Source organism: Sphingomonas tagetis (assembly GCF_024211275.1).
Taxonomy (GTDB): Bacteria; Pseudomonadota; Alphaproteobacteria; order Sphingomonadales; family Sphingomonadaceae; genus Sphingomonas; species Sphingomonas tagetis.
In genome coordinates, this window is the sequence record NZ_JAMLDX010000001.1 from 326,299 (window position 1) to 348,129 (window position 21,831).

The 21,831-nt window shown below is 66.2% G+C and carries 24 protein-coding genes; 5 read left to right on the forward strand and 19 right to left on the reverse strand.

The features are described from left to right. Positions 1-128: 128 nt before the first annotated feature. Entirely contained in the window at positions 129-509 is a 381-nt protein-coding gene (locus M9978_RS01660) for a DNA-3-methyladenine glycosylase I (protein ID WP_254291109.1), read from the forward strand. Positions 510-642: 133 nt separating this feature from the next. Beyond that, on the forward strand, positions 643-1,080 hold the full coding sequence (locus M9978_RS01665) for an endonuclease domain-containing protein (protein WP_436977158.1): 438 nt from the start codon (positions 643-645) through the stop codon (positions 1,078-1,080). A gap of 30 nt (positions 1,081-1,110) precedes the next feature. Here M9978_RS01665 and M9978_RS01670 read toward each other — a convergent pair whose 3' ends face one another. The 8 genes from M9978_RS01670 to M9978_RS01705 form a co-directional block, all read right to left on the reverse strand. Beyond that, on the reverse strand, positions 1,111-1,374 hold the full coding sequence (locus M9978_RS01670) for a hypothetical protein (protein ID WP_254291110.1): 264 nt from the start codon (positions 1,372-1,374) through the stop codon (positions 1,111-1,113). Between the two features lie 51 nt (positions 1,375-1,425). Further along, positions 1,426-3,081 (reverse strand): hypothetical protein, encoded by a 1,656-nt coding sequence (locus tag M9978_RS01675; RefSeq protein WP_254291111.1) that lies wholly within the window; start codon positions 3,079-3,081, stop codon positions 1,426-1,428. Positions 3,082-3,175: 94 nt separating this feature from the next. Then, a complete protein-coding gene (locus tag M9978_RS01680) occupies positions 3,176-5,341 on the reverse strand; it encodes a prolyl oligopeptidase family serine peptidase (RefSeq protein ID WP_254291112.1) in 2,166 nt (721 codons plus the stop codon). Positions 5,342-5,721: 380 nt separating this feature from the next. After that, on the reverse strand, positions 5,722-6,144 hold the full coding sequence (gene rplQ, locus M9978_RS01685; protein WP_254291113.1) for a 50S ribosomal protein L17: 423 nt from the start codon (positions 6,142-6,144) through the stop codon (positions 5,722-5,724). 225 nt (positions 6,145-6,369) lie between these two features. Continuing rightward, positions 6,370-7,437 carry a DNA-directed RNA polymerase subunit alpha gene (locus M9978_RS01690; protein WP_254291114.1) on the reverse strand — a complete coding sequence of 356 codons (1,068 nt, stop codon included), beginning with the start codon at positions 7,435-7,437 and terminating at the stop codon, positions 6,370-6,372. A 105-nt stretch (positions 7,438-7,542) separates the two neighbouring features. After that, on the reverse strand, positions 7,543-7,932 hold the full coding sequence (rpsK, locus tag M9978_RS01695) for a 30S ribosomal protein S11 (protein ID WP_066579261.1): 390 nt from the start codon (positions 7,930-7,932) through the stop codon (positions 7,543-7,545). A 58-nt stretch (positions 7,933-7,990) separates the two neighbouring features. Next, entirely contained in the window at positions 7,991-8,359 is a 369-nt protein-coding gene (gene rpsM, locus M9978_RS01700) for a 30S ribosomal protein S13 (protein ID WP_254291115.1), read from the reverse strand. 154 nt (positions 8,360-8,513) lie between these two features. Then, positions 8,514-9,026 (reverse strand): hypothetical protein, encoded by a 513-nt coding sequence (locus M9978_RS01705; RefSeq protein WP_254291116.1) that lies wholly within the window; start codon positions 9,024-9,026, stop codon positions 8,514-8,516. 18 nt (positions 9,027-9,044) lie between these two features. Between M9978_RS01705 and M9978_RS01710 the strand changes: the two genes are divergently transcribed. Then, positions 9,045-9,677, forward strand: coding sequence for a tetratricopeptide repeat protein (locus M9978_RS01710; RefSeq protein ID WP_254291117.1), 633 nt, complete (start codon positions 9,045-9,047; stop codon positions 9,675-9,677). On the opposite strand, the gene M9978_RS01715 is transcribed toward M9978_RS01710, so the two are convergent. From M9978_RS01715 to soxR, 4 genes are all read right to left on the reverse strand, one after another. Further along, positions 9,674-10,204, reverse strand: a complete 531-nt coding sequence (locus tag M9978_RS01715; RefSeq protein WP_254291118.1) for an SRPBCC family protein — start codon at positions 10,202-10,204, stop codon at positions 9,674-9,676. The two genes, M9978_RS01710 and M9978_RS01715, sit on opposite strands and share 4 nt — an antisense overlap. Then, positions 10,201-11,523, reverse strand: coding sequence for a DUF418 domain-containing protein (locus M9978_RS01720; RefSeq protein ID WP_254291119.1), 1,323 nt, complete (start codon positions 11,521-11,523; stop codon positions 10,201-10,203). The genes M9978_RS01715 and M9978_RS01720 overlap by 4 nt, the downstream gene beginning before the upstream one ends. Positions 11,524-11,584: 61 nt before the next feature. Then, entirely contained in the window at positions 11,585-13,810 is a 2,226-nt protein-coding gene (locus M9978_RS01725) for a S9 family peptidase (RefSeq protein WP_436977159.1), read from the reverse strand. Between the two features lie 71 nt (positions 13,811-13,881). Further along, the gene (gene soxR, locus M9978_RS01730) at positions 13,882-14,325 is read right to left on the reverse strand and encodes a redox-sensitive transcriptional activator SoxR (RefSeq protein WP_254291120.1); all 444 of its coding nucleotides are present in this window, start codon (positions 14,323-14,325) and stop codon (positions 13,882-13,884) included. A gap of 73 nt (positions 14,326-14,398) precedes the next feature. On the opposite strand from soxR, the gene M9978_RS01735 reads away from it, so the two are divergent. After that, a complete protein-coding gene (locus M9978_RS01735; protein ID WP_254291121.1) occupies positions 14,399-14,773 on the forward strand; it encodes a VOC family protein in 375 nt (124 codons plus the stop codon). A gap of 38 nt (positions 14,774-14,811) precedes the next feature. Here the strand turns inward: M9978_RS01735 and M9978_RS01740 are convergent, their stop codons facing one another. From M9978_RS01740 to trmD, 4 genes are all read right to left on the reverse strand, one after another. Then, on the reverse strand, positions 14,812-16,449 hold the full coding sequence (locus M9978_RS01740; RefSeq protein WP_254291122.1) for a cation:proton antiporter domain-containing protein: 1,638 nt from the start codon (positions 16,447-16,449) through the stop codon (positions 14,812-14,814). Positions 16,450-16,663: 214 nt separating this feature from the next. After that, positions 16,664-17,038: a hypothetical protein gene (locus M9978_RS01745; RefSeq protein WP_254291123.1), complete on the reverse strand. Its 375-nt coding sequence runs from the start codon at positions 17,036-17,038 to the stop codon at positions 16,664-16,666. Positions 17,039-17,163: 125 nt separating this feature from the next. Next, positions 17,164-17,556: a 50S ribosomal protein L19 gene (gene rplS, locus M9978_RS01750; RefSeq protein WP_254291124.1), complete on the reverse strand. Its 393-nt coding sequence runs from the start codon at positions 17,554-17,556 to the stop codon at positions 17,164-17,166. A gap of 1 nt (position 17,557) precedes the next feature. Next, positions 17,558-18,286, reverse strand: coding sequence for a tRNA (guanosine(37)-N1)-methyltransferase TrmD (gene trmD, locus M9978_RS01755; RefSeq protein ID WP_254291125.1), 729 nt, complete (start codon positions 18,284-18,286; stop codon positions 17,558-17,560). Between the two features lie 46 nt (positions 18,287-18,332). On the opposite strand from trmD, the gene M9978_RS01760 reads away from it, so the two are divergent. After that, positions 18,333-19,241 (forward strand): NAD(P)/FAD-dependent oxidoreductase, encoded by a 909-nt coding sequence (locus M9978_RS01760; RefSeq protein WP_254291126.1) that lies wholly within the window; start codon positions 18,333-18,335, stop codon positions 19,239-19,241. Here M9978_RS01760 and M9978_RS01765 read toward each other — a convergent pair. The 3 genes from M9978_RS01765 to M9978_RS01775 are packed head-to-tail and all read right to left on the reverse strand — an operon-like array spanning position 19,238 to position 21,701. Continuing rightward, a complete protein-coding gene (locus tag M9978_RS01765) occupies positions 19,238-20,833 on the reverse strand; it encodes a serine hydrolase domain-containing protein (RefSeq protein ID WP_254291127.1) in 1,596 nt (531 codons plus the stop codon). The genes M9978_RS01760 and M9978_RS01765 overlap by 4 nt on opposite strands. A 41-nt stretch (positions 20,834-20,874) precedes the next feature. Then, positions 20,875-21,375: an SRPBCC family protein gene (locus M9978_RS01770; RefSeq protein ID WP_254291128.1), complete on the reverse strand. Its 501-nt coding sequence runs from the start codon at positions 21,373-21,375 to the stop codon at positions 20,875-20,877. Continuing rightward, complete coding sequence (locus M9978_RS01775; protein WP_254291129.1) at positions 21,372-21,701, reverse strand: ArsR/SmtB family transcription factor; 330 nt, start codon at positions 21,699-21,701, stop codon at positions 21,372-21,374. The genes M9978_RS01770 and M9978_RS01775 overlap by 4 nt, the downstream gene beginning before the upstream one ends. Between the last annotated feature and the right edge of the window lie 130 nt (positions 21,702-21,831).

Sequence of the window (21,831 nt, forward strand, 5' to 3'; positions counted from 1 at the left end):
CGCTAGAGGCTTTGCCGCTGTCGTTCAACGCCCGATATCCCGGCTGTTGTTGGATTATGTATATCCTTTGTTCCGGTAGAACAAGTGCGGAACGATCTTTTTTTGTTCTCGTTGATTCGGAGGGCACGATGATGGAACGGACGCGGTGTGGCTGGGCGAACGGCGATGCACTGATGGCGGACTATCACGACCGGGAATGGGGCGTGCCCGTGCACGATTCGCGACGGTTGTGGGAAATCCTGATGCTGGAGGGCATGCAGGCCGGCCTCTCCTGGTCGATCATCCTCAAACGGCGCGAGGGCTTTCACGCGGCATTCGCGGGCGGCGCGCCGGTCAAGGGCGACGGGATGAACGTGCCGGCCAGCACCGCGGTCAGCGAAGCGCTGTCCAAGGCACTGAAGGGCAAGGGGTTCAAGTTCGTCGGGCCGGTAATCGTCTATGCCTGGATGCAGGCGGTCGGCATGGTCAACGACCACGCCGCGGGGTGTTTCCGGCGGGAGGCAGTGTGAAGGCCCGGCGTTGCCGAGCCGTCACCTACTTGCCCTTGTCTTTTTCCTTCGCGCAGCAGGCGCAATCCTTGCCGCAGCAATCGCTTTTTTCCATCACCGGCTCCTTTGTCGTTGCCCGACACTAGGCCCGGAGATGGATGTCCGCAACGTTGGGATAGGTCGCCATATGCTTCATGGCCCGAAACGAAACCAGAAGCGCGCCAAGCAATTGCGCCGGGCGATGACGCTGCCGGAGATATTGCTGTGGCGGGAGTTGAAGAAACGCCCGGCCGAGCTTCGGTTTCGGCACCAGCATCCCGCCGGCGAGCATTATGTGCTCGATTTCTTCTGTCCTCGGCACAAGCTCGCGGTCGAAGTCGACGGCGAGGCGCATGAGCGCGGCGATCGGCCAGAGCGCGACGCGGTTCGGGATGCTTGGGTGTCGTCGCAGGGTGTGCGGACGTTGCGCATTCCGGCGGTGGAGGTGTTGAACGATCTGGACGCAGTGGTGCGATACATCGTCGTCACCGCTCTGGGAGACTACCCCTCCACCGCCTTCGGCGGTCCCCCTCCCCCTCCGGGGGAGGAATGAGTATGAGGTCGGCAATTGGGTGGTTAGCGATCAATCCCTGTCCGCAGTCGCTTGCACCCAAATTCGAGGCACACTGTATTTGACGGCCCATTCTCGGGCGGCTCCAATCGCGCTTTCCAAGCTGATGTCGCTTTCTGCGAGCGACGCATAAAACACGCTTTCGCCGTTTGGCTTAAGAGCGCTACCAGTCCCAAAGAACCGCCCATCGTCGCTGGCTTCCACGATCAGCCAAGGTTCGTGATCGGATATTTCCGGCATCTGCTCGCCAGCGGCCAAATGAATTACCTCAACCATAGCCTCATTCTGGCACTTTAGCAGACGTCCGCAATTGGCTCCTTCCCGACCCTACTCCACCACCGGATACTTCCCCGCCAGCGCCGCGCGCACCTCCGCCACCTTGAACGCGCGCCATTGCCGCGGCTTGGCATCGGCGTCCGCGTAACCCAGTGGGCGGATCAGCATTCGCATTTCGTGGCCGCTGTCGACGGTGCCGCCCGAATAATACATCCCGTACATGGTGGTGCTGCGCTTCACCATCTGCGCGCTTTCGATGACGAACGCGTCCTTGCCGAGCGAGGCGGCGTGGTTGGCGGCGACGAGCAACGCGGCTTCTTCGAGGCTCGCCGGACTGGCGACGGTGCCGCCGAAGCGGACGTTGAACAGCGCTGGATCGTCGGCGTCCATCACGCGCCAGCCGTCGAGGTTGGAGCGCCAGAGGTTGCTCCCCTCCCCGCGCATCTTCGGCCCCAGCCCATCGGCTTCGGCGAGCGGAAGCATGCCGACGAGCCCGGAGAAGTTGAGCGAGAGCGCCTTGGTCAGCGCGGCGTCGCCGAACTTGTGGATCGCCTCGATCGTGTCGCCGATCTGCTGCGCTTCGGCGAGATCGGCCGCCTTCACTTGCCCCAGCAGGTCGGCGATGACGAGCGTGCCCTCGCCCGTCGGCTTTTCCTCGGCCAGCTGTTTCGCCGTCATCTTCGGCGCGCGCAGGCGGATCGCCATCGCCGCCGACCATTGATCGAGCGCGGCGGTGGCCTGCGTGCCCGCGGCAACGCGCTTGCTATAGTCTTCGGTGACCTTCTTGCTCTGCTTACGGCCATCGGGCGCGGGCGGCGGCGGCTCGATCGCGGTCGCCACCTCGGCACGGGCGGCGGCGAGCTGCTTGGCCGACTCCTCGGTGCGGCCCACCGCGAGCAGCGCATAGGCGCGCGCGCCGGCGAGCGAGGCGCGCTCGGAAATCTGCTCGTAACGCCGCCCTTCCTCGCCACGCAGCGTCCAGCCGCCACGCTGGCGCGGCAGGTCGAAGGTGAGCTGATCGGCATAGAGCAAGGCATTGTCGAAATCGGCCTGACGCATCGACAGGATGAACATCAGCCGCAGCGCCTGCGGGTTGAGCGCGGCCTGCTGGCGCAGTTGCGCCATACGCTTGGCGCGGTCGCTGTCGAACAGCATCCGCACGCTGCTGGTCATCCGCCGCACGCTCATCGCATAGGGGCGGCGCGCGTCGATCGAGGCGAGCATCGCCTCGGCCTCTTTGGGTTTCTTCGCGCGATAGAGCGCGACCGCGCGCAACGCGTCGTTGGCGAGCTTGACCGAGGGCAGCGCACCGAACTTGTCGTTGTCGGCGTAGAGCTTCTCGACCTCGTCGAGCGTCTTCATCGCGGTGTCGTTCGAATTCTCGCCGAGCTCGTGCAGTGCGCGCGCCTGAATCAGCGAGGCGCGGCGTTGCCAGAATTCGGGGACCAGCACCGGATCGGCGAGTACCTTCTCGCACGCGACCACGCCGACGACGTTGAAACCGCGGACGCGCTTGGCCGTCGTGGTGCCCTGATAGCCCCAGCCGCGCCAGACGGGCTGAGTCTCGCCCGGCTTGAGGCTCTTCTTGGGACGCGGCGCTGGGTAGCCGTCGCAGACAAGATAGTCGGCGGGCTTGACCGCCTCCTGCGCCGCTACCGGTGTCAGACAGAATAACGACGCGCCGAGCAGCGCCCATTTACGATTCACGGCATCCCCCGCCACTTTCCCTGGCCGCAGCTTAATCCAGTCTATGCCGTTCGGAAAAGACGGAAAAAGCAGCGGCCGGGCGTGGTGTGCGGGATCAGCGGACCGGCTTGACCTCGAGGCCGGTCCACTTTGCGGCGAAGGCCCAGAGGTCGGACGTTTCCTCAATCACCTTGTCGGTCGGCTTGCCCGAGCCGTGGCCGGCGCGGGTTTCGATGCGGACGAGGTGCGGCTTGGGGCCGATGTCCGCGGCCTGCAGCGCGGCGGTGTATTTGAAGGTGTGGCCCGGCACGACGCGGTCGTCGGTATCGGCGGTGGTGGCGAGGATCGCGGGGTAGGTCTTGCCCGGCACGATGTTGTGATAGGGCGAATAGGCGCGCAGGATCTTCCAGTCGGCTTCCTTCGACGGATAGCCATAGTCGTCGACCCAGTAGCGGCCGGCCGTCCAGCGGTCGAAGCGCAGCATGTCCATCACGCCGACCGCGGGGAGCGCCGCGGCGAACAGGTCCGGGCGCTGGTTGACCACCACGCCGACCAGCAGCCCGCCGTTCGAACCGCCCTGGATGGCAAGGCCGTCCTTCTTGGTGATGCCCTGTGCGATCAGATATTCGCCGGCGCCGATGAAGTCATCGAAGACGTTCTGCTTGTTGTTGAGCCGGCCGCCATCGTGCCATGCCTTGCCATATTCGCCGCCGCCGCGGATGTTGGCGAGGACGAACACCCCGCCCTGCTCCATCCACGCCAGCCGTGAGGCCGAGAAGGCCGGGCCGTAGGGGACGTTGAAGCCGCCATAGCCCCACAGCAGTGTCGGCGCAGGGCCGGTCACGTCCTTCCGCTTGACGATGAACATCGGCACCTTGGTGCCGTCCTTCGAGGCGAAGAAGCGCTGCTCGACGGCATAGTCGGCCGGGTTGAACGCCACCTTGGGCGTGGCCCACTCGGTCGCTTTCCCCGTGGCGACGTCATAGCGATAGACCGTCGTCGGCGCGTTGAAGCTGGTATAGGCGTAGAAGGCTTCGGTCTTGGCGGGATCGCCGGTGAAGCCGGCGACGCTGCCGATGCCGGGCAGCGCGACCTTGCCGAGCGGCTTGCCGTCGAGCGCGTAGCGGCGCAGCTCGTCGCGGGCATCGACCAGATAGGTGGCGATCAGCTGGCCGCCGACGATGCCGGCGCCCTGCAGCGTGGCCTTGTCCTCGGGGATCACGTCGGTCGCGACCGGATTGGCCTGTGCGACGTCCATCGTCACGACCTTGAGCCGCGGTGCGCCCTTGTTGGTGTTCCAGAAGAAGCGCGTGCCGACATTGCCGGCGAGCGACCAGTTGTTGTCGAGGCCGGCGATCAGCTTGCGCGGTTTTGCGCCCGGCGTCTTGAGGTCGAGCAGCGTGATCTCGTAGCGGTCATCGGTGCCTTCGGTGGTGGTGATGACCAGCCAGTCGCCGTCGTCGGTGACCTGCGCGTAATGGCCGCGCTTGGGGGTTTCGGGGGTCGAGTAGATCAGCGTGTCGGCGCTCTGCGGGGTGCCGATGCGGTGGAAATAGACCGCCTGATTCTCGTTGAGCTGCTGGAATGCCTGACCCTGCGCGGGCTCGGGGAAGCGGCTGTAGTAGAAGCCCGAGCCGTCCTTCGCCCAGCTGAGATTGCTGAACTTCATCCATTTGACTTCGTCGTCGAGCGTCTTGCCGGTGGCGACGTCGAGCACCTTGACGGTGCGCCAGTCGCTGCCGCCGTCCTGAATGCCGTAGACGAGCAGCTTGCCGTCCTCCGACGGCACCCATTCGGACAGCGCGGTGGCGCCGTCCTTGGCCCAGCCATTGGGGTCGATCAGCACGCGGCCGGGACCGTTCAGGCTGTCGCGCACCCATAGCACCGCCTGGTTCTGGAGGCCGGTGTTGTGGGCGTAGAAGTAGCGATTGCCCTTGTGTGTGGGGACGCCGAAGCGCTCATAATCGAACAGCTGCTTGATGCGCGCCTTGAACGCGTCGCGGCCGGGGAGCGTGTCGAGATAGGCGCCGGTGACCTTGTTCTGCGCCTCGACCCAGGCGGCGACGTCCTTGTCGTTGCGCACGTCATTCTCGAGCCAGCGATAGGGGTCGGCGACCTTCTGGCCGAACTGTTCCTCGACGATATCGACGCGCTTGGTCTGCGGATAGGCGATCGGGGCGGGCATCGTGGTCGGGGTCTCCGGATTGGCGAGAGCGTGGGGGGCGGCGAACAGCAACGGAAGGGCGAGCAACGGCAGAGCCAGATACGGCACGGGGCGCATTGGTTTCTCCTGAAACGGGAATGGCCGCACCCTATTGCGGCGCGGCCCTCCGTCAAGCGCGTTGCACGTGCCTCAGGCGAGGCTGGTCAGCGCGCTTTGATAGCTGACCCAGCTCATCACCATGAGCGGTAGCGTGGCGAAACCGATCGCCAGTGCGTTGGCGGCGCCAAATCCGGTATTGCGTCTCATCTTCCTCCTCCTGCCCGCGGGGTTGCATGCCGCGTGCCAGTTGCCGAATTGGCGGAAATCCGCGGCTCGGGCCGATGCGTGGAAGATGGGGAGCGGCGCGCTGCGCCAAAGTTCAGCGATTCTTGCGACGCCGAAACAAAAAGGGCGGCGGCATTGCTGCCACCGCCCTCTTGAAACCGATCCGGCGCGGATTACGCGGCCTGGTCGAAATCCTCGTCGGTCAGGACCGGACCCGAATCCTGGCCCTTGGCCGAGACGTCGCGGTCGACGAACTCGATATAGGCCATCGGCGCGGCGTCAGACGCGCGCGGGCCGGCCTTGATGATGCGGGTATAGCCGCCGTTGCGGTCGGCGTAGCGCGTGGCGAGCGTGTCGAACAGCTTCACCAGCTGCGCGTCGTCGAGCAGGCGGGCATGCGCGAGACGGCGGTTCGAAAGGCCGCCCTTCTTCGCCAGCGTCACCAGCTTTTCGATGTAAGGACGCAGTTCCTTCGCCTTGGCGACGGTGGTCAGGATCTGCTCGTGCTTGATCAGCGCTGCCGACATGTTGCGGAACAGGGCGATGCGGTGGGCCGAGGTGCGCTGTAGCTTACGGCCGCCGTACTTATGGCGCATGGTATCTTCCTTCTCGTTCGTTCGGGGGCCGTATAGCGGGTCCCATCAAAGTACTACTTTGATGGGTGCCCACTGGTACCCCGGACCAGGCAGCGCTTGGGGTGGCTGCCGATGACCCTTCTTCCAGGAGGCCCGCCGCGGCAAAGCCGCGACGTCGGACGGCTCTGCGACCCGCCGGCCGGGCTGGCGTCGTCTCCGGGTTAGCTTGCGCTAACCCGGTGCGACTTAGCCCATGATTTCCTGCTCGAGCTTCTTGGCCATCTCTTCGATGTTCTCAGGCGGCCAGCCCGGGATTTCCATGCCGAGGCGCAGACCCATCGACGACAGCACCTCCTTGATCTCGTTCAAGGACTTGCGGCCGAAGTTCGGGGTGCGCAGCATCTCGGCTTCGGTCTTCTGGACCAGATCGCCGATATAGATGATGTTGTCGTTCTTGAGGCAGTTGGCCGAACGGACCGACAGCTCGAGCTCGTCCACCTTCTTGAGCAGGTAGCGGTTGATCGTCGCGGTATCGCCCGCGCCCGCATCGCCGCCGCCCGAAGCCGGAGCGGCCACGCCGATCGGCGCCGAACGGGTGATCGCCGAATCGTCGAAGTGGACGAACAGCGCCAGCTGGTCCTGCAGGATGCGCGCGGCATAAGCGAGCGCGTCCTCCGGGGTCACGGTGCCGTCGGTCTCGATCGACAGGCTGAGCTTGTCGTAATCGAGCTCCTGCCCGACGCGGGTGTTCTCGACCTTGTAGCTCACCTGACGGACCGGCGAGTAGAGCGCATCGACCGGGATCAGACCGATCGGCGCGTCGGCCGGACGGTTGGCGGCGGCCGGCACGTAACCCTTGCCGGTGTCGGCGACGAGTTCCATATTGAGCGTCGCGCCGTCATCGAGATGGCACAGCACCAGCTCGGGGTTCATCACTTCGATGTCGCCCGAGACGGCGATGTCGCCGGCCTTGACTTCGGCCGGGCCCGTGGCGCTCAGCTGGAGCCGCTTGGCGCCCTCGCCCTGCATGCGCAGCGCGATTTGCTTCACGTTCAGGACGAGATCGGTCACGTCCTCGCGAACGCCGGCCAACGAGCTGAACTCGTGGAGGACGTTCTCGATCTTGATCGAAGTCACCGCGGCGCCCTGGAGCGACGAGAGCAGCACGCGGCGCAGCGCGTTGCCGAGCGTCAGGCCGAAGCCGCGCTCCAGCGGTTCAGCGACGAACGTCGCCTTGCGCTTGCCGTCACCGCCCTTTTTCTCAAGGCCGTTCGGCTTCTTCAGTTCCTGCCAGTTCTTTGCGTTGACAGACACAGGCTTCCCCTGGGTTGGGCGGGACAGGGGCGGTCCCGCCAGGATTGGAGCCGCCTCCGGCCCGGACCCGGCTTCCCGAGTCCGCGGCGGAGGCGGAAAGTCAAATCAGACGCGGCGGCGCTTGCTCGGACGCACGCCATTGTGCGGGATCGAGGTCACGTCGCGGATCGAGGTGATCTGGAAACCGACTGCCTGGAGGGCGCGCAGCGCGCTCTCGCGGCCCGAACCGGGACCCTTCACCTCGACCTCGAGGGTGCGAACGCCATGCTCGGCAGCCTTGCGGCCTGCGTCCTCGGCGGCGACCTGCGCGGCATACGGGGTCGACTTGCGCGAACCCTTGAAGCCCATCATGCCGGCCGACGACCAGCTGATCGCATTGCCCTGTGCGTCCGTGATCGTGATCATGGTGTTGTTGAAGCTGGCGTTCACATGGGCGACGCCGGCGGTGATGTTCTTGCGTTCGCGACGGCGAAGACGCTGCGGTGCTTGTGCCATTGTTCAGTAATCCTTCGAAATTCGAAGCAGGCGGGCCGCGTTTCGGCGGCCCAGCGGCTTACTTCTTCTTGCCGGCGATCGGCTTGGCCTTGCCCTTGCGAGTGCGCGCATTGGTGTGCGTGCGCTGGCCGCGAACCGGAAGCCCCTTGCGATGGCGCAGGCCGCGATAGCAGGCGAGGTCCATCAGGCGCTTGATGTTCATCGCGGTCTCGCGGCGAAGATCGCCCTCGACGGTGTGATCGGCGTCGATGGTTTCGCGGATCTGCAGCACTTCCTGATCGGTCAGGTCCTGCACGCGGCGATCGACGGTGATGCCGAGCTTCTCGGTGATCGCCTTGGCCTTGGTCGGGCCGATGCCGTGGATATACTGAAGCGCGATCAGAACGCGCTTGTTGGTGGGCAGGTTAACGCCCGCAATACGTGCCATGAACTATGTTCTCCCAGCTCCACGGGGTTTGCATGGCAGCTAACCCCATCTCTTCGCGTTGACCCGAAACGCATACGCGCGGCACACGCTGGGAAGCGCTGCCGGGCGAACAGGTTTCGGAAGATGCGGCAAATATGGAGTCGCGGCCCGGCTGTCAAGCGCAGCACGGCAGGATTTCGCGGTTGACCGCATATACATCATTCGCGGCGCCTGGCCAAGCACGGCGTGCGGTCAGAAAGCGTACCGGGCCGGCGCCTTGGGACAGGCGGGCATCAGGCGTATAGCTTAGGCCATGCGGTTCGGATCGGCTTTCCTCCCATGCCTTGTCGCGGCGATCATCACTGCCGCGACCCCGGCACATGCCGAGCCGCGCGAGCGACGTCAGCCAAGCCCGGCGATCGCGGAACGCGTGGGAATCGACGCCGCCGCAACCCGTAAACTCGACCGTGAGATCGAGACGTGCGAGCAGGCCCCGCGTTTTGCGGACGATTGCCTCGACCTTATCCAACTCGGCGCAGCGGCCAACATAGCGGAGGACCCGCTGGCGGCCGAAGCCTATCAGCGACGCGCCTTGGCCCTTCGCATCGCCGCCTTCGGCGCGGACAGCGACGCCGCCGCGCAAGGGCATGCCGCTCTGGGCAGCATGCTGCTCCAGCGGCAGCGCCACGCCGAAGCGGAGGTTGAAATGGCTCGTGCGGTGGCGCTGTTCCGCAAGCTGGGCGGACCCGATTGGGCGCTCAGCCGCGCGCTGCTCGATCTGGCCGGAGCGATTCAGGCGCAAGGCCGCATCCGCGAGGCCGAGCCCCTGCTGCGCGAAGCGTTGGGACGGATGCCGGACCGGGAAGGCAGCCGCTACAGCCGCGCGGCGCTTGCGCTAAGACCGCTTGCCGACAACCTGACCCGGCAGGGACGGCACGCGGAAGCGGAACAGGTTCTGCGCCGCCTGCTGGCCGCTACGCGCGTGCCTGAGCGCGAGGATAGCGGCATCGCCAAACATGCGCTGATGGACCTGGCATGGAACCTTGCCGAACAGCGTCGGACCGCCGAGGGCGAGGCGATGATGCGCGAAGCGCTGGGCAACCCGCCCCCGGCGCTCGACCGGAGCCCGACCGTCTATATCGGACGCGCGGCGCTCGGGCGTTATCTGCTCCGTAAATCGGGAGATACCGACGGGGCGCTCACCGAATTGCGGCGCGTCACGCGCGCGATCGTCGCTCGCGAGATGGTCCGCGAGACCGCGGGCCTGCTACCGCTTTATCAGACCACGCTGCAGCTGCATGTCGAAGCGGCCTGGCGCGTTGCTCATCGGCGGCGCTAGCGCGCCTCCGCCGCCCGCTTGAGCGCCGGCATCTGCGCGGCGAACACGCCATCAACCGGTGCGGCGAAGCCCTGCAGGCCACCCGGGTGGAAACCGCCGACGACATAGGTGATCGTCACCGCCGTTCCCTGCCCCTCGGCCTTAAGCGCGAAGGTGAGCGTGCCGGTCACCGCGCCGCTCTGCAACGGGCCGAACGCGCCGTCGAAGCGCAGCACCTTGCCGCGGTCGGCATAGATCACCCGGGCATGCTCGATCGACCCGCCCTTGAGCTTTTCGCACCAGCAGCCGCCGGGGCGCGCGTCGATCGAGAGGTTGGCGTTGTCGCCGCTATAGGTGTGGTCCTTGCTCCACCATAGGTTTGGTTTGGCGATCGTGTCCCACACCTTCTCCGGCGGCGCAGCGATCACGAGCTTGTGAACCGACACGAAACCGCCCGGTTCGGACTTGGTCACTTCGGCATGGGCCGGGACGGCAAGCTCGATCGCGATGGCGGCGGCGATCGCCGTCTTGCGGTACATCATCGTCATGCGAACTCCTTGCGCCGCAGGAACGGCTGCCATTTGACATAGGACAGGCTACGCCACGCCCATTCGAGCGGGCCGTTGGCGAACCAGCGCACCCACAGATTGGCAACGATCAGGCACAGCACGATCACCCCGGTCGCGATCCAGAACTGGTTCGCCCAGCCGAACTTGTCCCACAGGTTGAGGCCATAGGGCGCGAACAGGATGTGCAGCCCGATGAGCTGCTGGAGGAAATAGAGCGAAAAGGCCGTTCGGCCGGCCGCCTTGAACGGCGACAGGATCGCGCGGCCGGCGGCACCCTTCACGATCAGGTTGATCAGCGTGACATGGCCGAAGCCCATCGCCAGCCGGGCGAATTCCTGCGTGATCCAGATCGACTTGGGATAGGGCGCGAAGCTGGTGATCTCGAGTGCGCCGACATAGCGCGCGGTGATGCCGAACGCGTAAGCGAGCAACGTCGCCACGGCATAGAAGCGTGCGCTGCGCTGGCCCTGGATGATCCCCCATTTCCACAGTGCGACGCCGATCAGCATCGCGAAGAACGCCTCGATCACGGTCAGGAACAGGAAGCCCTTGCCGATGAAGAAGGTGTGCCACTGGCCCCAATAATAGCTGGCATAGGCGCTCCAGCCGCCGGCATGCGCCTTCTGCTCCTCGGCCAGCGCCTTCTTGGTCTTGTCGGTCATGCGATAGCGGTCCAGCCGCTTCTGCCAGTCGTCGAGCGCCTTTTTCTGATCGGCGGAGACGGCCTTGCCCGACTCCTTGACCGCCTGTGCCGCTTCGACCTTCGCGACGAGTTCGACGCGCTCCTTATACTCGATCGCACCGGCGATCGCGGTGAACAGCGCGAAGCCGCAGCCGAGCCCGAGCAGCAGCTTCGGCCCGAGCTTGCGAAACGGGAACAGGAACAGCGCAGCGAGCGAATAGATCGTCAGGATGTCGCCGACCCACAGCACCAGGAAGATGTTGAGCAGGCCAAAGCCGAGCAGCCACAAATTGCGGCGATAATGGAGGTCGGCGACCGCGACCGGGCCATCGGGTGCCATCGCCTTGCGCGTGAGCACCATGAAGCCCGCCGCGAACAGGAATTCGAGCATGCAGCGCTGCGTGCCTTCGAGCAACGTCTGCACCGCGATCCAGGTGGCGCGGTCGGCGGCGGTCCAGCCGATCAGGCGGAAATCGCCGAACAAATGGGTGACCGGCGACGCCTGGAAGCCGATGTTCATGTAATAGATGAACAGGATCGCGATGCCGCGCAGGATGTCGAGCACCTCGATCCGCGCATCGCCGACGACCGGCCCCAGCCTCGTCTCATCCGTCACGACTCGCCCCCTGCTCGCCCGTGGAAAGGCGAGCGTGCGGGGGCGCCGGGCAGGCGTCAAATCATTTCGCAGGCGTGTCCTTTGCCGGAGCGGCGCGGTCGAGGAAGCCGAAGATCGTCTGCCACAGATGGACGCTGATGCCGGGGCCGGCGACGCGATGCGTCTGGCCGGGGTAGAGCATGACCTCGAACGGCACCGCTGCCGCCTGCATCTTGGCCATCATCACGGTCGAATGTTCGAGCACGACATTGTCGTCGGCCATGCCGTGGATCAGCAGCAGCGGATCGGCGATCTTCGCGGCGTCCTGCACCGTGTCGGCCTTGCGGTAGGCGGCGGCGACCTTGCGCGGATCGCCCATGTAGCGCTCGGTATAATGGGTGTCGTAAAGCTCCCACTTGCTGACCGGCGCGCCGGCCACGCCCGCGGCGAAGGTGCCGGGCGCGGCCTGCAGCATCTTGAGCGTCATATAGCCGCCATAGGACCAGCCATAGGTGCTGATCCGCGCCGGATCGACGAAATCGAGCGACTTGAGATAGTTGGCGCCGGCGAGCTGATCGTCGACCTCGACGCCGCCCATCGCCTGGAACAGATGATCCTCGAACGCCTTGCCGCGATTGGCCGCGCCGCGATTGTCGAGCACGAACCAGATATAGCCGCGGTCGACGATGTACTGCTGGAGCGCGCCGCCCCATGCCTTGCTGACCTGCTGGGAATGCGGGCCGCCATAATGCTGGAAGAAGACGGGGTATTTGCGGCCGGGTTCGAGCGGCGGAGTGATCATTTCCCAGTGCAGGACCGTACCGTCCGCGGCCTTGATCGTGCCGAACTGCTTGGTGCGGTGGCCCGCGAGATAGGGGGCGTAGGGGTGGTCGCCCTTGACCGCATTCTCGTTGACCCAGGCGAGCCGTTTGCCCGTGGCGTCGGTGAGCATGACCTGCGCGGGCTGGTCGCTTTTCGAGCGGGTCACGATGATGCGGCTGGCAGTGCCGTTGGCGCTGGCCGCGTGCCACCAGCCGGCTTCGGTGAGGCGCGTGACCGCGCCGGGCCTGGCGAGATCGACCGTGTAGAGATGCCGTTCGAGCACGCCGTCCTTGTTGCCGAGGAAGGTGATGCGGCCGCTGGCCTCGTCGACGCCGACCAGCTCGGCGACTTCCCATTCGCCCTTCGTCAGCTGAGTCCATTTGCCTTCGCGGAAGCGATAGAGATGGCCGTGACCGTCGCGTTCGGACCACCAGATCAGGCTGCCGTCCTTGAGCGGGCGATAGGCGTTGGACAGGTTGACCCAGCTCTTCTGGCCGGATTTTTCGCTGAACAGGATGCGTGACTTGCCGGTGGCGGGATCGACGGCGAGCATGTCGAGGACGGTCTGCGCGCGGTTCTGGCGCTGGACTAGCAAGGTCTTGCCATCGGGCGTCCAGTCGACGCGGGCGAGATAGATGTCCGTGTCCTTGCCGAGATCGACCTTCACGCGGCCGCTGCCGTCAGGGTTCATCACATAGAGATCGACCAGCGCATTGGCGGTGCCGGCCTTGGGGTAGCGCTGATCATAGACGCGCGTCCCCTCGGCGCCGATCGCGGCGCGGCTGACGATGCCGACCGGCGCCTCGTCGAAGCGCTGGACGGCGATGCGGCGGTCGTCGGGCGACCACCAATAGCCGGTGCTGCGGCCCATTTCCTCCTGCGCAACGAATTCGGCTTCGCCGAAATGCACGGTGCCCGCGCCCTCGGTCGTGACCTTCACTTCCTTGCCGGCGGCGAGATCGACCACGACGAGGTTCTGGTCGCGCACGAAGCTCGCATAGCCGCCGCGCGGGCTGATCACCGGGTTGAGCTCGCTGCCCTCGGTCGCGGTCAGGCGGCGGACCTTGCCGTCGGGGCCTGCCAGATACAGGTCGCCGTCGAGCGGCACGAGGATCGACTTGCCGTCGGGCGCCCAGTCATAGGCGACGATGCCGCGCTGGTCGCCGATGCGGGCGCGCTCGCGCTGCATCTTCTCGGCTTCGGACAGCTCGGCGCCGGTGCCGACCTTCTTGCTGTCGACGAGCATGCGCCACTGACCGGTGGCGGTGTCCATCGCCCACAGGTCGAACCGCTCCTTCTCGTCGGCGCGGTTGCGCAGCAGCGTGACGAACTTGCCGTCGGGCGAGAGCTTGAGCGCGCGCGGGGTGCTGCCGGCAAGATCGGGGCTGGCGAAGACTCGTTCGAGCGTCAGCGGCTTGTTCTGTGCTTCAGCGGGCATCGCGCCCGCCGTGATGACCAATACCACCGCGCTCAACGCCTTCCACATGCCAATCCGTCCTCGTCAAACCTGCCTCCGCTATCGGGCTTCGCTCGGCCCGCGTAAAGTATCACCTGAAATCAACGGTGGAGGACGAAGCGCGGCCCCTCGCCTTCGCCGCCCGCCACATCGCCCGGATTGTACAGGCCGCATTTGCGGAGCGACAGGCAGCCGCAGCCGATGCACTGGTCGAGCTTGTCGCGCGTGCGCTCGAGCAACGCGATGCGGCGGTCGATCTCGGCGCGGAAATGGCGGCTGATGCGGTTCCAGTCGGCAAGCGTCGGCGTGCGGCCTTGGGGCAGTCCCGCCAGCTCGGCGCCGATTTCCTCGATCGTCAGGCCGAGCTTCTGCGCGATCAGCGCGAACGACAGCCGGCGGATGTCGGAACGCAGGAAGCGGCGCTGGTTGCCGCTGGTGCGGATCGCCGACACCAGTCCCCGTCCCTCGTAGAAGCGGATCGCCGAGACCGACAGGCCGGTGCGCCGCGCGAGATCGCCGATGGTGAGCAGTTCGTTGCCGCGCATTTTTCGTTTGACCTCAACTTATGTTGAGGTTGTAGCGGGTGTGGGCAGTCACGCAACCGCAATGGAAATGCCCATGCCCACCCCTTTTATCGAGCACGTCAATCTGACGGTCACCAGCCCGGCGCGCACGGCGAAACTGTTCCAGCATTTGTTCGGCTGGCACGTTCGCTGGCAGGGCGCGGCGCGCGACGGCGGCACCTCGATCCATGTCGGCGACGACCGCTTCTACCTCGCGCTGTACGCCCCGCCGGGCGAGCCGGAGCAACGCCATCGCAAGGGCGAACCGCTCAACCATGTCGGGTTCGTCGTTGACGATCTCGAGCATGTCGAGGCGAAGGTCGCCGCGGCCGGGCTCAAGCCGTTCGGGCATGAGGAATATGATCCGGGGCGGCGCTTCTATTTTTTCGACTTCGACGGGATCGAGTTCGAGGTCGTGTCGTATGGGTGATGCGCGCCTTGAGCCTCCCTCTCCAGGGGAGGATCATGTCAGGCCCGTACCAAAGGCACCGCGCACAGGCTGAGCATGCGGTTGGCGATTTCGCGTTCGCCCATCACCACCTCGCCCGCGCCGGCCGCTTCGAGATGCGCGACCTCGGCATCGGAATGCGCGCGGGCGATGATGGCGAGGTCGGGGCGGATCGCGCGGGCTGCCTCGACCACCGCGCCGCCCTCGAAGCCCTCGGGGATCGCAATCAGCAGCTTGCTCGCATCGTCGATCCCGGCGGCATGCAGCGCGGCCGGATCGAGCGCGTTGCCGCGGACCACATCGAGTCCGGCGTCCTTGGCCGCTCGCGCCATGTCCGGCTGATCCTCGATCAGGATGAACGGCTTGCCGCGCGCCTTGAGGTCGCGCGCGATCAGCTTGCCGACGCGGCCATAGCCGACGAGCACGACATGATCGCGCCGCCGCGCCGCCTCGTTCGGCGGCTCGACCGGTTCGCCCTTCTCCTGCCGCTTGGGCACGAGGGCGTTGAAGATGAACGGGTTGACGAAGATGGAGATCAGCGCGCCCGCCAGGATCAAGTCACGTCCCTCGGGCGGCAGGATCTGCAAGCCCGTCCCGAGTGAGGCGAGGATGAACGAGAATTCGCCGATCTGCGCGAGGCTGGCCGCGGCGGTAATCGCGGTGCGGTGGTCGTGCTTGAGCAACCGAACGATGGCGTAAGCGGCGAGCGACTTGCCGATGACGATGATCGCCACGGTCGCGACCAGCAGCAACGGCTGCTCGATCACCACGGCGGGGTTGAACAGCATCCCGACCGAGACGAAGAACAGCACCGCGAAGGCGTCGCGCAGCGGCAGCGTCTCTTCGGTCGCCTGACGACTCAGCGGGGTCTCGCCCAGAATCATCCCGGCGAAGAAGGCGCCGAGCGCGAACGACACGTCGAACACCACGGCCGCGCCGAATGCGACGCCAAGCGCGATCGCCAGCACCGCCAGCCGGAACAGCTCGCGCGACCCGGTATGCACCACCCAGTGCAGCGCCAGCGGGATCACGCGGCGCGCGACCAGCAGCATGACAACGAGAAAACCAGTGACCTTGAACCCGGTCTGCATGAGCGGGACGAGCAAGGTGCTCCACGTCATCGGCCCGTCGGTCTTCATGGCGGCGGCGAGGGCAGGCAGCAGCACCAGCGCCAGCACCATCACCAGATCCTCGACGATCAGCCAGCCGACCGCGATGCGCCCGCGCTCGGTTTCGACGATGCCGTGCCCCTGTAGCGCGCGCAGCAGCACCACGGTGCTGGCGACCGACAATGCCAGGCCGAACACGAACCCGGCGAGCGGATCCCAGCCCAGCGCCCAGGCGAGGCCCATCCCCAACAGCGTCGCAACCGCGATCTGAACGATCGCACCCGGCACGGCGACGTTCTTCACCGATAGCAGGTCGCGCAGCGAGAAGTGCAGCCCGACGCCGAACATCAACAGGATGACGCCGATCTCGGCCAGTTCGGCGGCTAGGTTGGCGTCGGCGACGAAGCCGGGCGTGAACGGCCCGACGATGATGCCGGCGGCAAGGTAGCCGACGAGCGGCGAGACCTTCAGTCGGTGCGCAATGGCGCCCATGACGAAGGCGATGACGAGGCCCGCGACGATCGTCGCAATGAGGGGCGTGTGATGCATAAGGTGTTTAGTCTCCTCCCTGTGCCCGGACCGTTTCCGGCCCGGGGCTTTGGGGCTCACTCGGTCGCCGCGCCGATCACCGTCGCGGCGATGGCAGCGCTACTTGCGATGCCGGCCCAGACGGCGGGCGCGAACCACCAGGGTGGCCGCTTCTTGCGGGGTTGTTCCATGACGTTTCTCCAATGCCTGCGCCGGAAGCGCGGGTTGGCGAAGGTCAGGCTGACGGCGGGCCGCGCGGGCTGCCGTCCAGTCCGGCGTGCGGCGCAATCGGGCGCAGCGCGACCGCTGGCTTGGGAGCCTCAGCGGCCGTCGCCGGTCGCACGGCCGGCTGGACGGTCAACAGGGAGGTGGAGATCGCGGCGCCCTGCCCGCTCGCCGGACCATCGTCACGGCGAACATGCTCGATCAGCGCCCGCGGTTGTGCGCGGGTCGGCTGCAGCGCGACGGCGGTGGTGGCCGGGTTGAAGGCCGAGCCGAGCGATGTCGTGCGCGGCAGGCCGCTCGACATCAACGATGAGAGCAAGGCTACGGCAAGCGCGAGCCAGATGGATGCGGCGCGAAGCGGCAGGGTGTGCCGCTCGTTCGTCATCCGGATCGCTGATCTCGCCATGACTTCAAGATAGGGCGATCCGACGCAGAATCAACGCGCCGTAACGCAAACGGGGCGCGGAAAGCCAAGCCTTCCGCGCCCCGCGCTGTTCGGTTGCGAACGGCTTATTCGGCCGCTGCGACGTCCTTGGCCGGACGCGGATCACGGCGCTCGGCGATACGCGCCGACTTGCCGGTGCGGCCGCGCAGATAATAGAGCTTCGCGCGACGCACGACGCCCTTGCGGACGACTTCGATGCTGTCGATGTTCGGCGAATAGAGCGGGAAGACGCGCTCGACGCCTTCGCCGAACGAAATCTTGCGAACGGTGAAGTTGCTGCCCATGCCCTTGTTGGCGCGGGCGATGCAGACGCCTTCATAGTTCTGGACGCGGGTGCGCTCGCCTTCGACCACCTTCACGCCGACCTTCAGCGTGTCGCCGGGGCGGAAATCGGGAATCTTCTTCGATTCGTTGAACTTGGCGATGTTCTCCGCCTCGATCTGCTGGATGAGGTTCATCTCATTCGTCCTTCTTTTGCCGCGCGCCAGAGGGAGACTGGACCCGAGCGCCCTCATGGCGCTCCCAAAGATCCGGCCTCCTTAGCCGTGTATCGGTCTCGGCCATCGACTTGCGCCAGGCCGCGATCCTCGCATGATCCCCCGATCGCAGCACTTCGGGGATCGTGCGCCCTTCCCATATGACGGGCCGGGTATATTGCGGATATTCGAGCAAGCCGCTTTCGAAGCTCTCGTCATCCCCGCTGGAAGGCGCGCCCATTACGCCGGGAAGCAGGCGAATGCAAGCGTCGAGCAGCACCAGCGCACCCATCTCGCCGCCCGAGAGGACATAGTCGCCGATCGACACGGGTTCGATGGCGCGCGCTTCGAACAAGCGCTCGTCGAAACCCTCGAAGCGGCCGCACAGGATCGAGACGCCCGGCCCGGCGGCGAGTTCTCGGACGCGTTGCTGGGTCAGGGGCGCGCCGCGCGGCGTCATGGCGAGCATCGGGCGGTCGTAGCCGACGGAATCGCAGGCGGCGGCGAGGATGTCGGGCTTGAGCACCATCCCTGCCCCGCCCCCTGCCGGGGTATCATCGACGGTGCGGTGTTTGTCGGTGGCGAAGTCGCGGATCTGGACGGTGTCGAGCGACCATCTGCCCTCCGCCAGCCCGCGTCCGGCGAGCGAAATGCCGAGCGGTCCGGGAAACATCTCCGGGTAAAGCGTTAGTACGGTCGCAGCGAAGGTCATGGTCGCCTGTTCGCCGTTCGCACATCGGTTGGCAAGGGAAGCGAGTTTGGAAGATTGCATCATCGTCGGCGCCGGACCCGCGGGGCTCACCGCCGCGATCTATCTCGCCCGCTTTCACCTTTCGATCCGGTTGTTCGATTGCGGGTCGAGCCGCGCCGCGCTGATCCCCAAGACGCGCAACCATGCCGGGTTTCCCGATGGGATCGCCGGCAAGGATCTGCTGGCACGGATGCTGGAACAGGCGGAGCTGTATGGGGCGGTGCGCGAGATGTTCGAGGTGACGCGGATCGAGCCGCTGGCGGAGGGGTTTGCGGTGCATGCCGATGGGCGAACCTTCCCGGCGCGGGCCGTGCTGCTGGCGACGGGGGTGGTCAATAAGCGGCCGGAGGGACTGGACGATCCGCTGCATGGCGAGGCGCTGATGCGGGGCCTGCTGCGCTATTGCCCGATCTGTGACGGGTATGAGGTCACCGACAAGCGTATCGGGGTGATCGGCACCGGCGATCATGGGATGCGCGAGGCGTTGTTCCTGCGGGGTTATACCAGCGACATCACGCTGATCTCGCCGGGGGCCGGGCATGAGCTGGATGTGGATTGCGCCGCGGCGCTGGATGCGGCGGGCGTGACGCGGGTCGACGGGCCGTGCGGCGGTTATACGATCGAAGGCGAACGGATCGCGGTGGATACGGCCGCGGGACGACTGGCGTTCGACAGTCTGTATCCGGCGCTGGGCTCGCGAATTCGGTCGCGTCTGGCCGTTGCGGCGGGTGCGCGGGCTTCGGAGGACGGGTGTCTGGAGGTGGACGATCATCAGCGAACCTCGGTGCCCGGGCTGTTCGCGGCGGGCGACGTGGTGAAGGGGCTCGACCAGATCAGCCATGCGATGGGCGAGGCTGGCGTCGCCGCGACGACAATCCGCAACATGCTGGCCGAGCAGCGCCCGATCCGGCGCTAATTCGGCTGGGGTGTGAAACGCAGCGCCTGGATGGTCGGCGGGGTGGTTGGCGCGAGCAGGATCTGGCCGTCGAGCTTGCCTCTGATGCAATTCCAGCGGAACGCGGTCGAGAGATTGCCGCTCGGCGCGAGCGGTTCGGCGGTCGGGCATTCGCCGACGACGGTCTTCAGGCGGGCAAATTCCTTCGCCCAGTTTTCCGCCGAGCGGTCGAGCAGGAAGTTCATCGCCAGCTTGCCTTCGAGCGGCGCAAGGTTGCCTGATGTGTAGGCGGCCCGCGCCGCTTGCTGCATTTCGACAAGCGCTGGAGCTGGCTGGATTGCCGCGCCCCGCAGCTCGCCCGCCTTGAGCAGCGCCAGCGCCGCGTCCCATACCGGTGCGCTCGGCCCGGCATAGGTGCGGTTGGCGAAGGCGAAGATGCCGACGCCTGCTTCGGGGAGCAGCAGCACATGGCTGCCATAGCCGGGATAGCCGCCGCCATGGCTGAGCGTCAGGCCGAGGTCGCAATCCACGCCGATCCGCCAGCCCATGCCGTAGGCGCCGGCCTGACGGCAGGTCGTGGCATCGCCACCGGGGCGCTGGCGATATTGGACGAAGTTGCTGCCCTGCGCGATCTCACGGATCGTGGCGCGCTTGACCAGCCCCGCGTCCGCCCCGTCGCGCGCCGGCCAGCCGGAGAGCAGGAAGCGCACCCATTTGGCATAGTCGTTGGCGGTCGTGACGAGTCCGCCCATCGCGTTGAATGCGCCGTCCCGCATCACCGGTTCGGGCGACCAGGCGTCGTTTTCCCAGCGATAGCCGCGGGCGAGCAACGTGTCGGGGACGTCGCGCACCTCGAAGCCGGTGTCGTTCATGCCGAGCGGGCGCAGGATCGTGCGCTCGACATAGGCGCGGTAGGGCATGCCGCTGACGTTCGAGACGATGCGGCCGAGCAGCGCATAGCCATAGTTGGAATATTCGTGGCCGCTTTGCGGCGCGCGGCTGAACGGCACGCCTTGCGCGATCATGCGGGTGAATTCGGGCTGCGTGAGCACCTGCTGGCGGTCGCCCCATGGATCGTCGGTGACGAGCCCCGCGACATGGCCGAGCAGGTCGCGCACGCGGATGCGAGGCGAGTCGGTGGTCGGATAGCGCCAGCCGCGCATCTCGGGGACGTATTTCTCCGCCGGATCGTCGAGCGAGAGCTTTCCCGCATCGCGCAGCGAGAGGATCGCCAGCGCGGTGAATGCCTTGGTCATCGAGGCGATGCGGAAGCGCGTGGTTGGGCCGACCGGGCGCTTGGCATCGACGTCCTGCACGCCATGAACGCTGAGGAAGACCAGCTTGCCGTCCCTGACCACGCCCCACACCAGCCCCGGAGCATGGGCCTCGGCCTTCCAGCGGAGGAAGGCGGCATCGGCCTGGCCCAGCACCTCGCCGGTGCGTCCACCCTCCAGCACCGGCTCGCGTTGCGCCATCGCCGGCGCCGCCGGCAGCAGGAGCAACAATGCGAGCAGCCAGCGGTTGACGAAGTTGACAGTTCTGCCGGGCGTCATGCGCGGACCAGCGGGCCGTTCGCAGGCGTGAAATGCGGGGCGGAGATCGGAGCCGGTCATCCGCCCACGCAATCAGAGATTTTCCAACATTGGAAGGCTTTTCAGCCCGCCAGGAAGGCGTCGAGCTTGTCGAAGCTGCCGCTCCAGCCGCCGGTCATCGAGTCCATGATGCTGGCGAATTGCGCTTCCTCGTCGGGCGTCGCGCCGATCGGGGTCCAGCGCAGCGTCAGGCGCGTGCCGTCGCCGTCCTCGGCGAGATCGACCTCGGTGCGCAGGACGTGCGGCCAATGGTCGAAGAATGGCGCCTTGGTGACGTTGCCCGCTTCGTCGGCGAAGCTCTGGTCATAGACCAGCCGGTGCGGACGGCGGAGTTCAAGGTAGCGGCCAATCGTGAACATCGCCCCGCCATCGGCGGTGTCCTGCCGTGCGTGCATCGTTGCACCCTCGGCGATCTCGCCGCTGAGCACCGTGAGTTGCGCACCGGTCGGCCCCGCCCAGGCCGCCATCTGCGCCGGATCGGCCCAAGCATCGAACACGCGTTCGATCGGTGCAGAGAAGCGGCGCTGGATCATGAAGACGGGGGTGATGCGGGTATCGGTCATTTCTCGTCTCCCTGAGCGAGCTTGGAAAGATAGGCGTCGAGCCGGTCGAATTTCGCATCCCAGTCGCCGCCGAGCAGCTCGAGCCATTTGGCGGGCTCGGCGATGGCTTCGCGCTTGAGACGGCGGGGCCGGGATTGAGCGGCGCGGCTGGTCTCGATCAGGCCGGCGCGTTCGAGGACGCGCAGATGCTTGGAGATGGCGGGCTGGCTGAGCGCGAACGGCTGAGCGAGGTCGGTGACCGAGGCTTCGCCCTTCGCGAGGCGCGCGAGAATGGCCCGGCGGGTCGGGTCGGCCAAGGCGGCGAATTTGAGGTCAAGCGATTCCATAGCCGAGAGTTTATATAACTGATTGGATATGTAAAGTGGAACTGCATGACGCGGACCGTCAGAAAACCCATCGTCACCCCAGCCTTGTGCCGGGGTCCACTGCGCCTCAAGCGATGCAGGCGACAAAGTT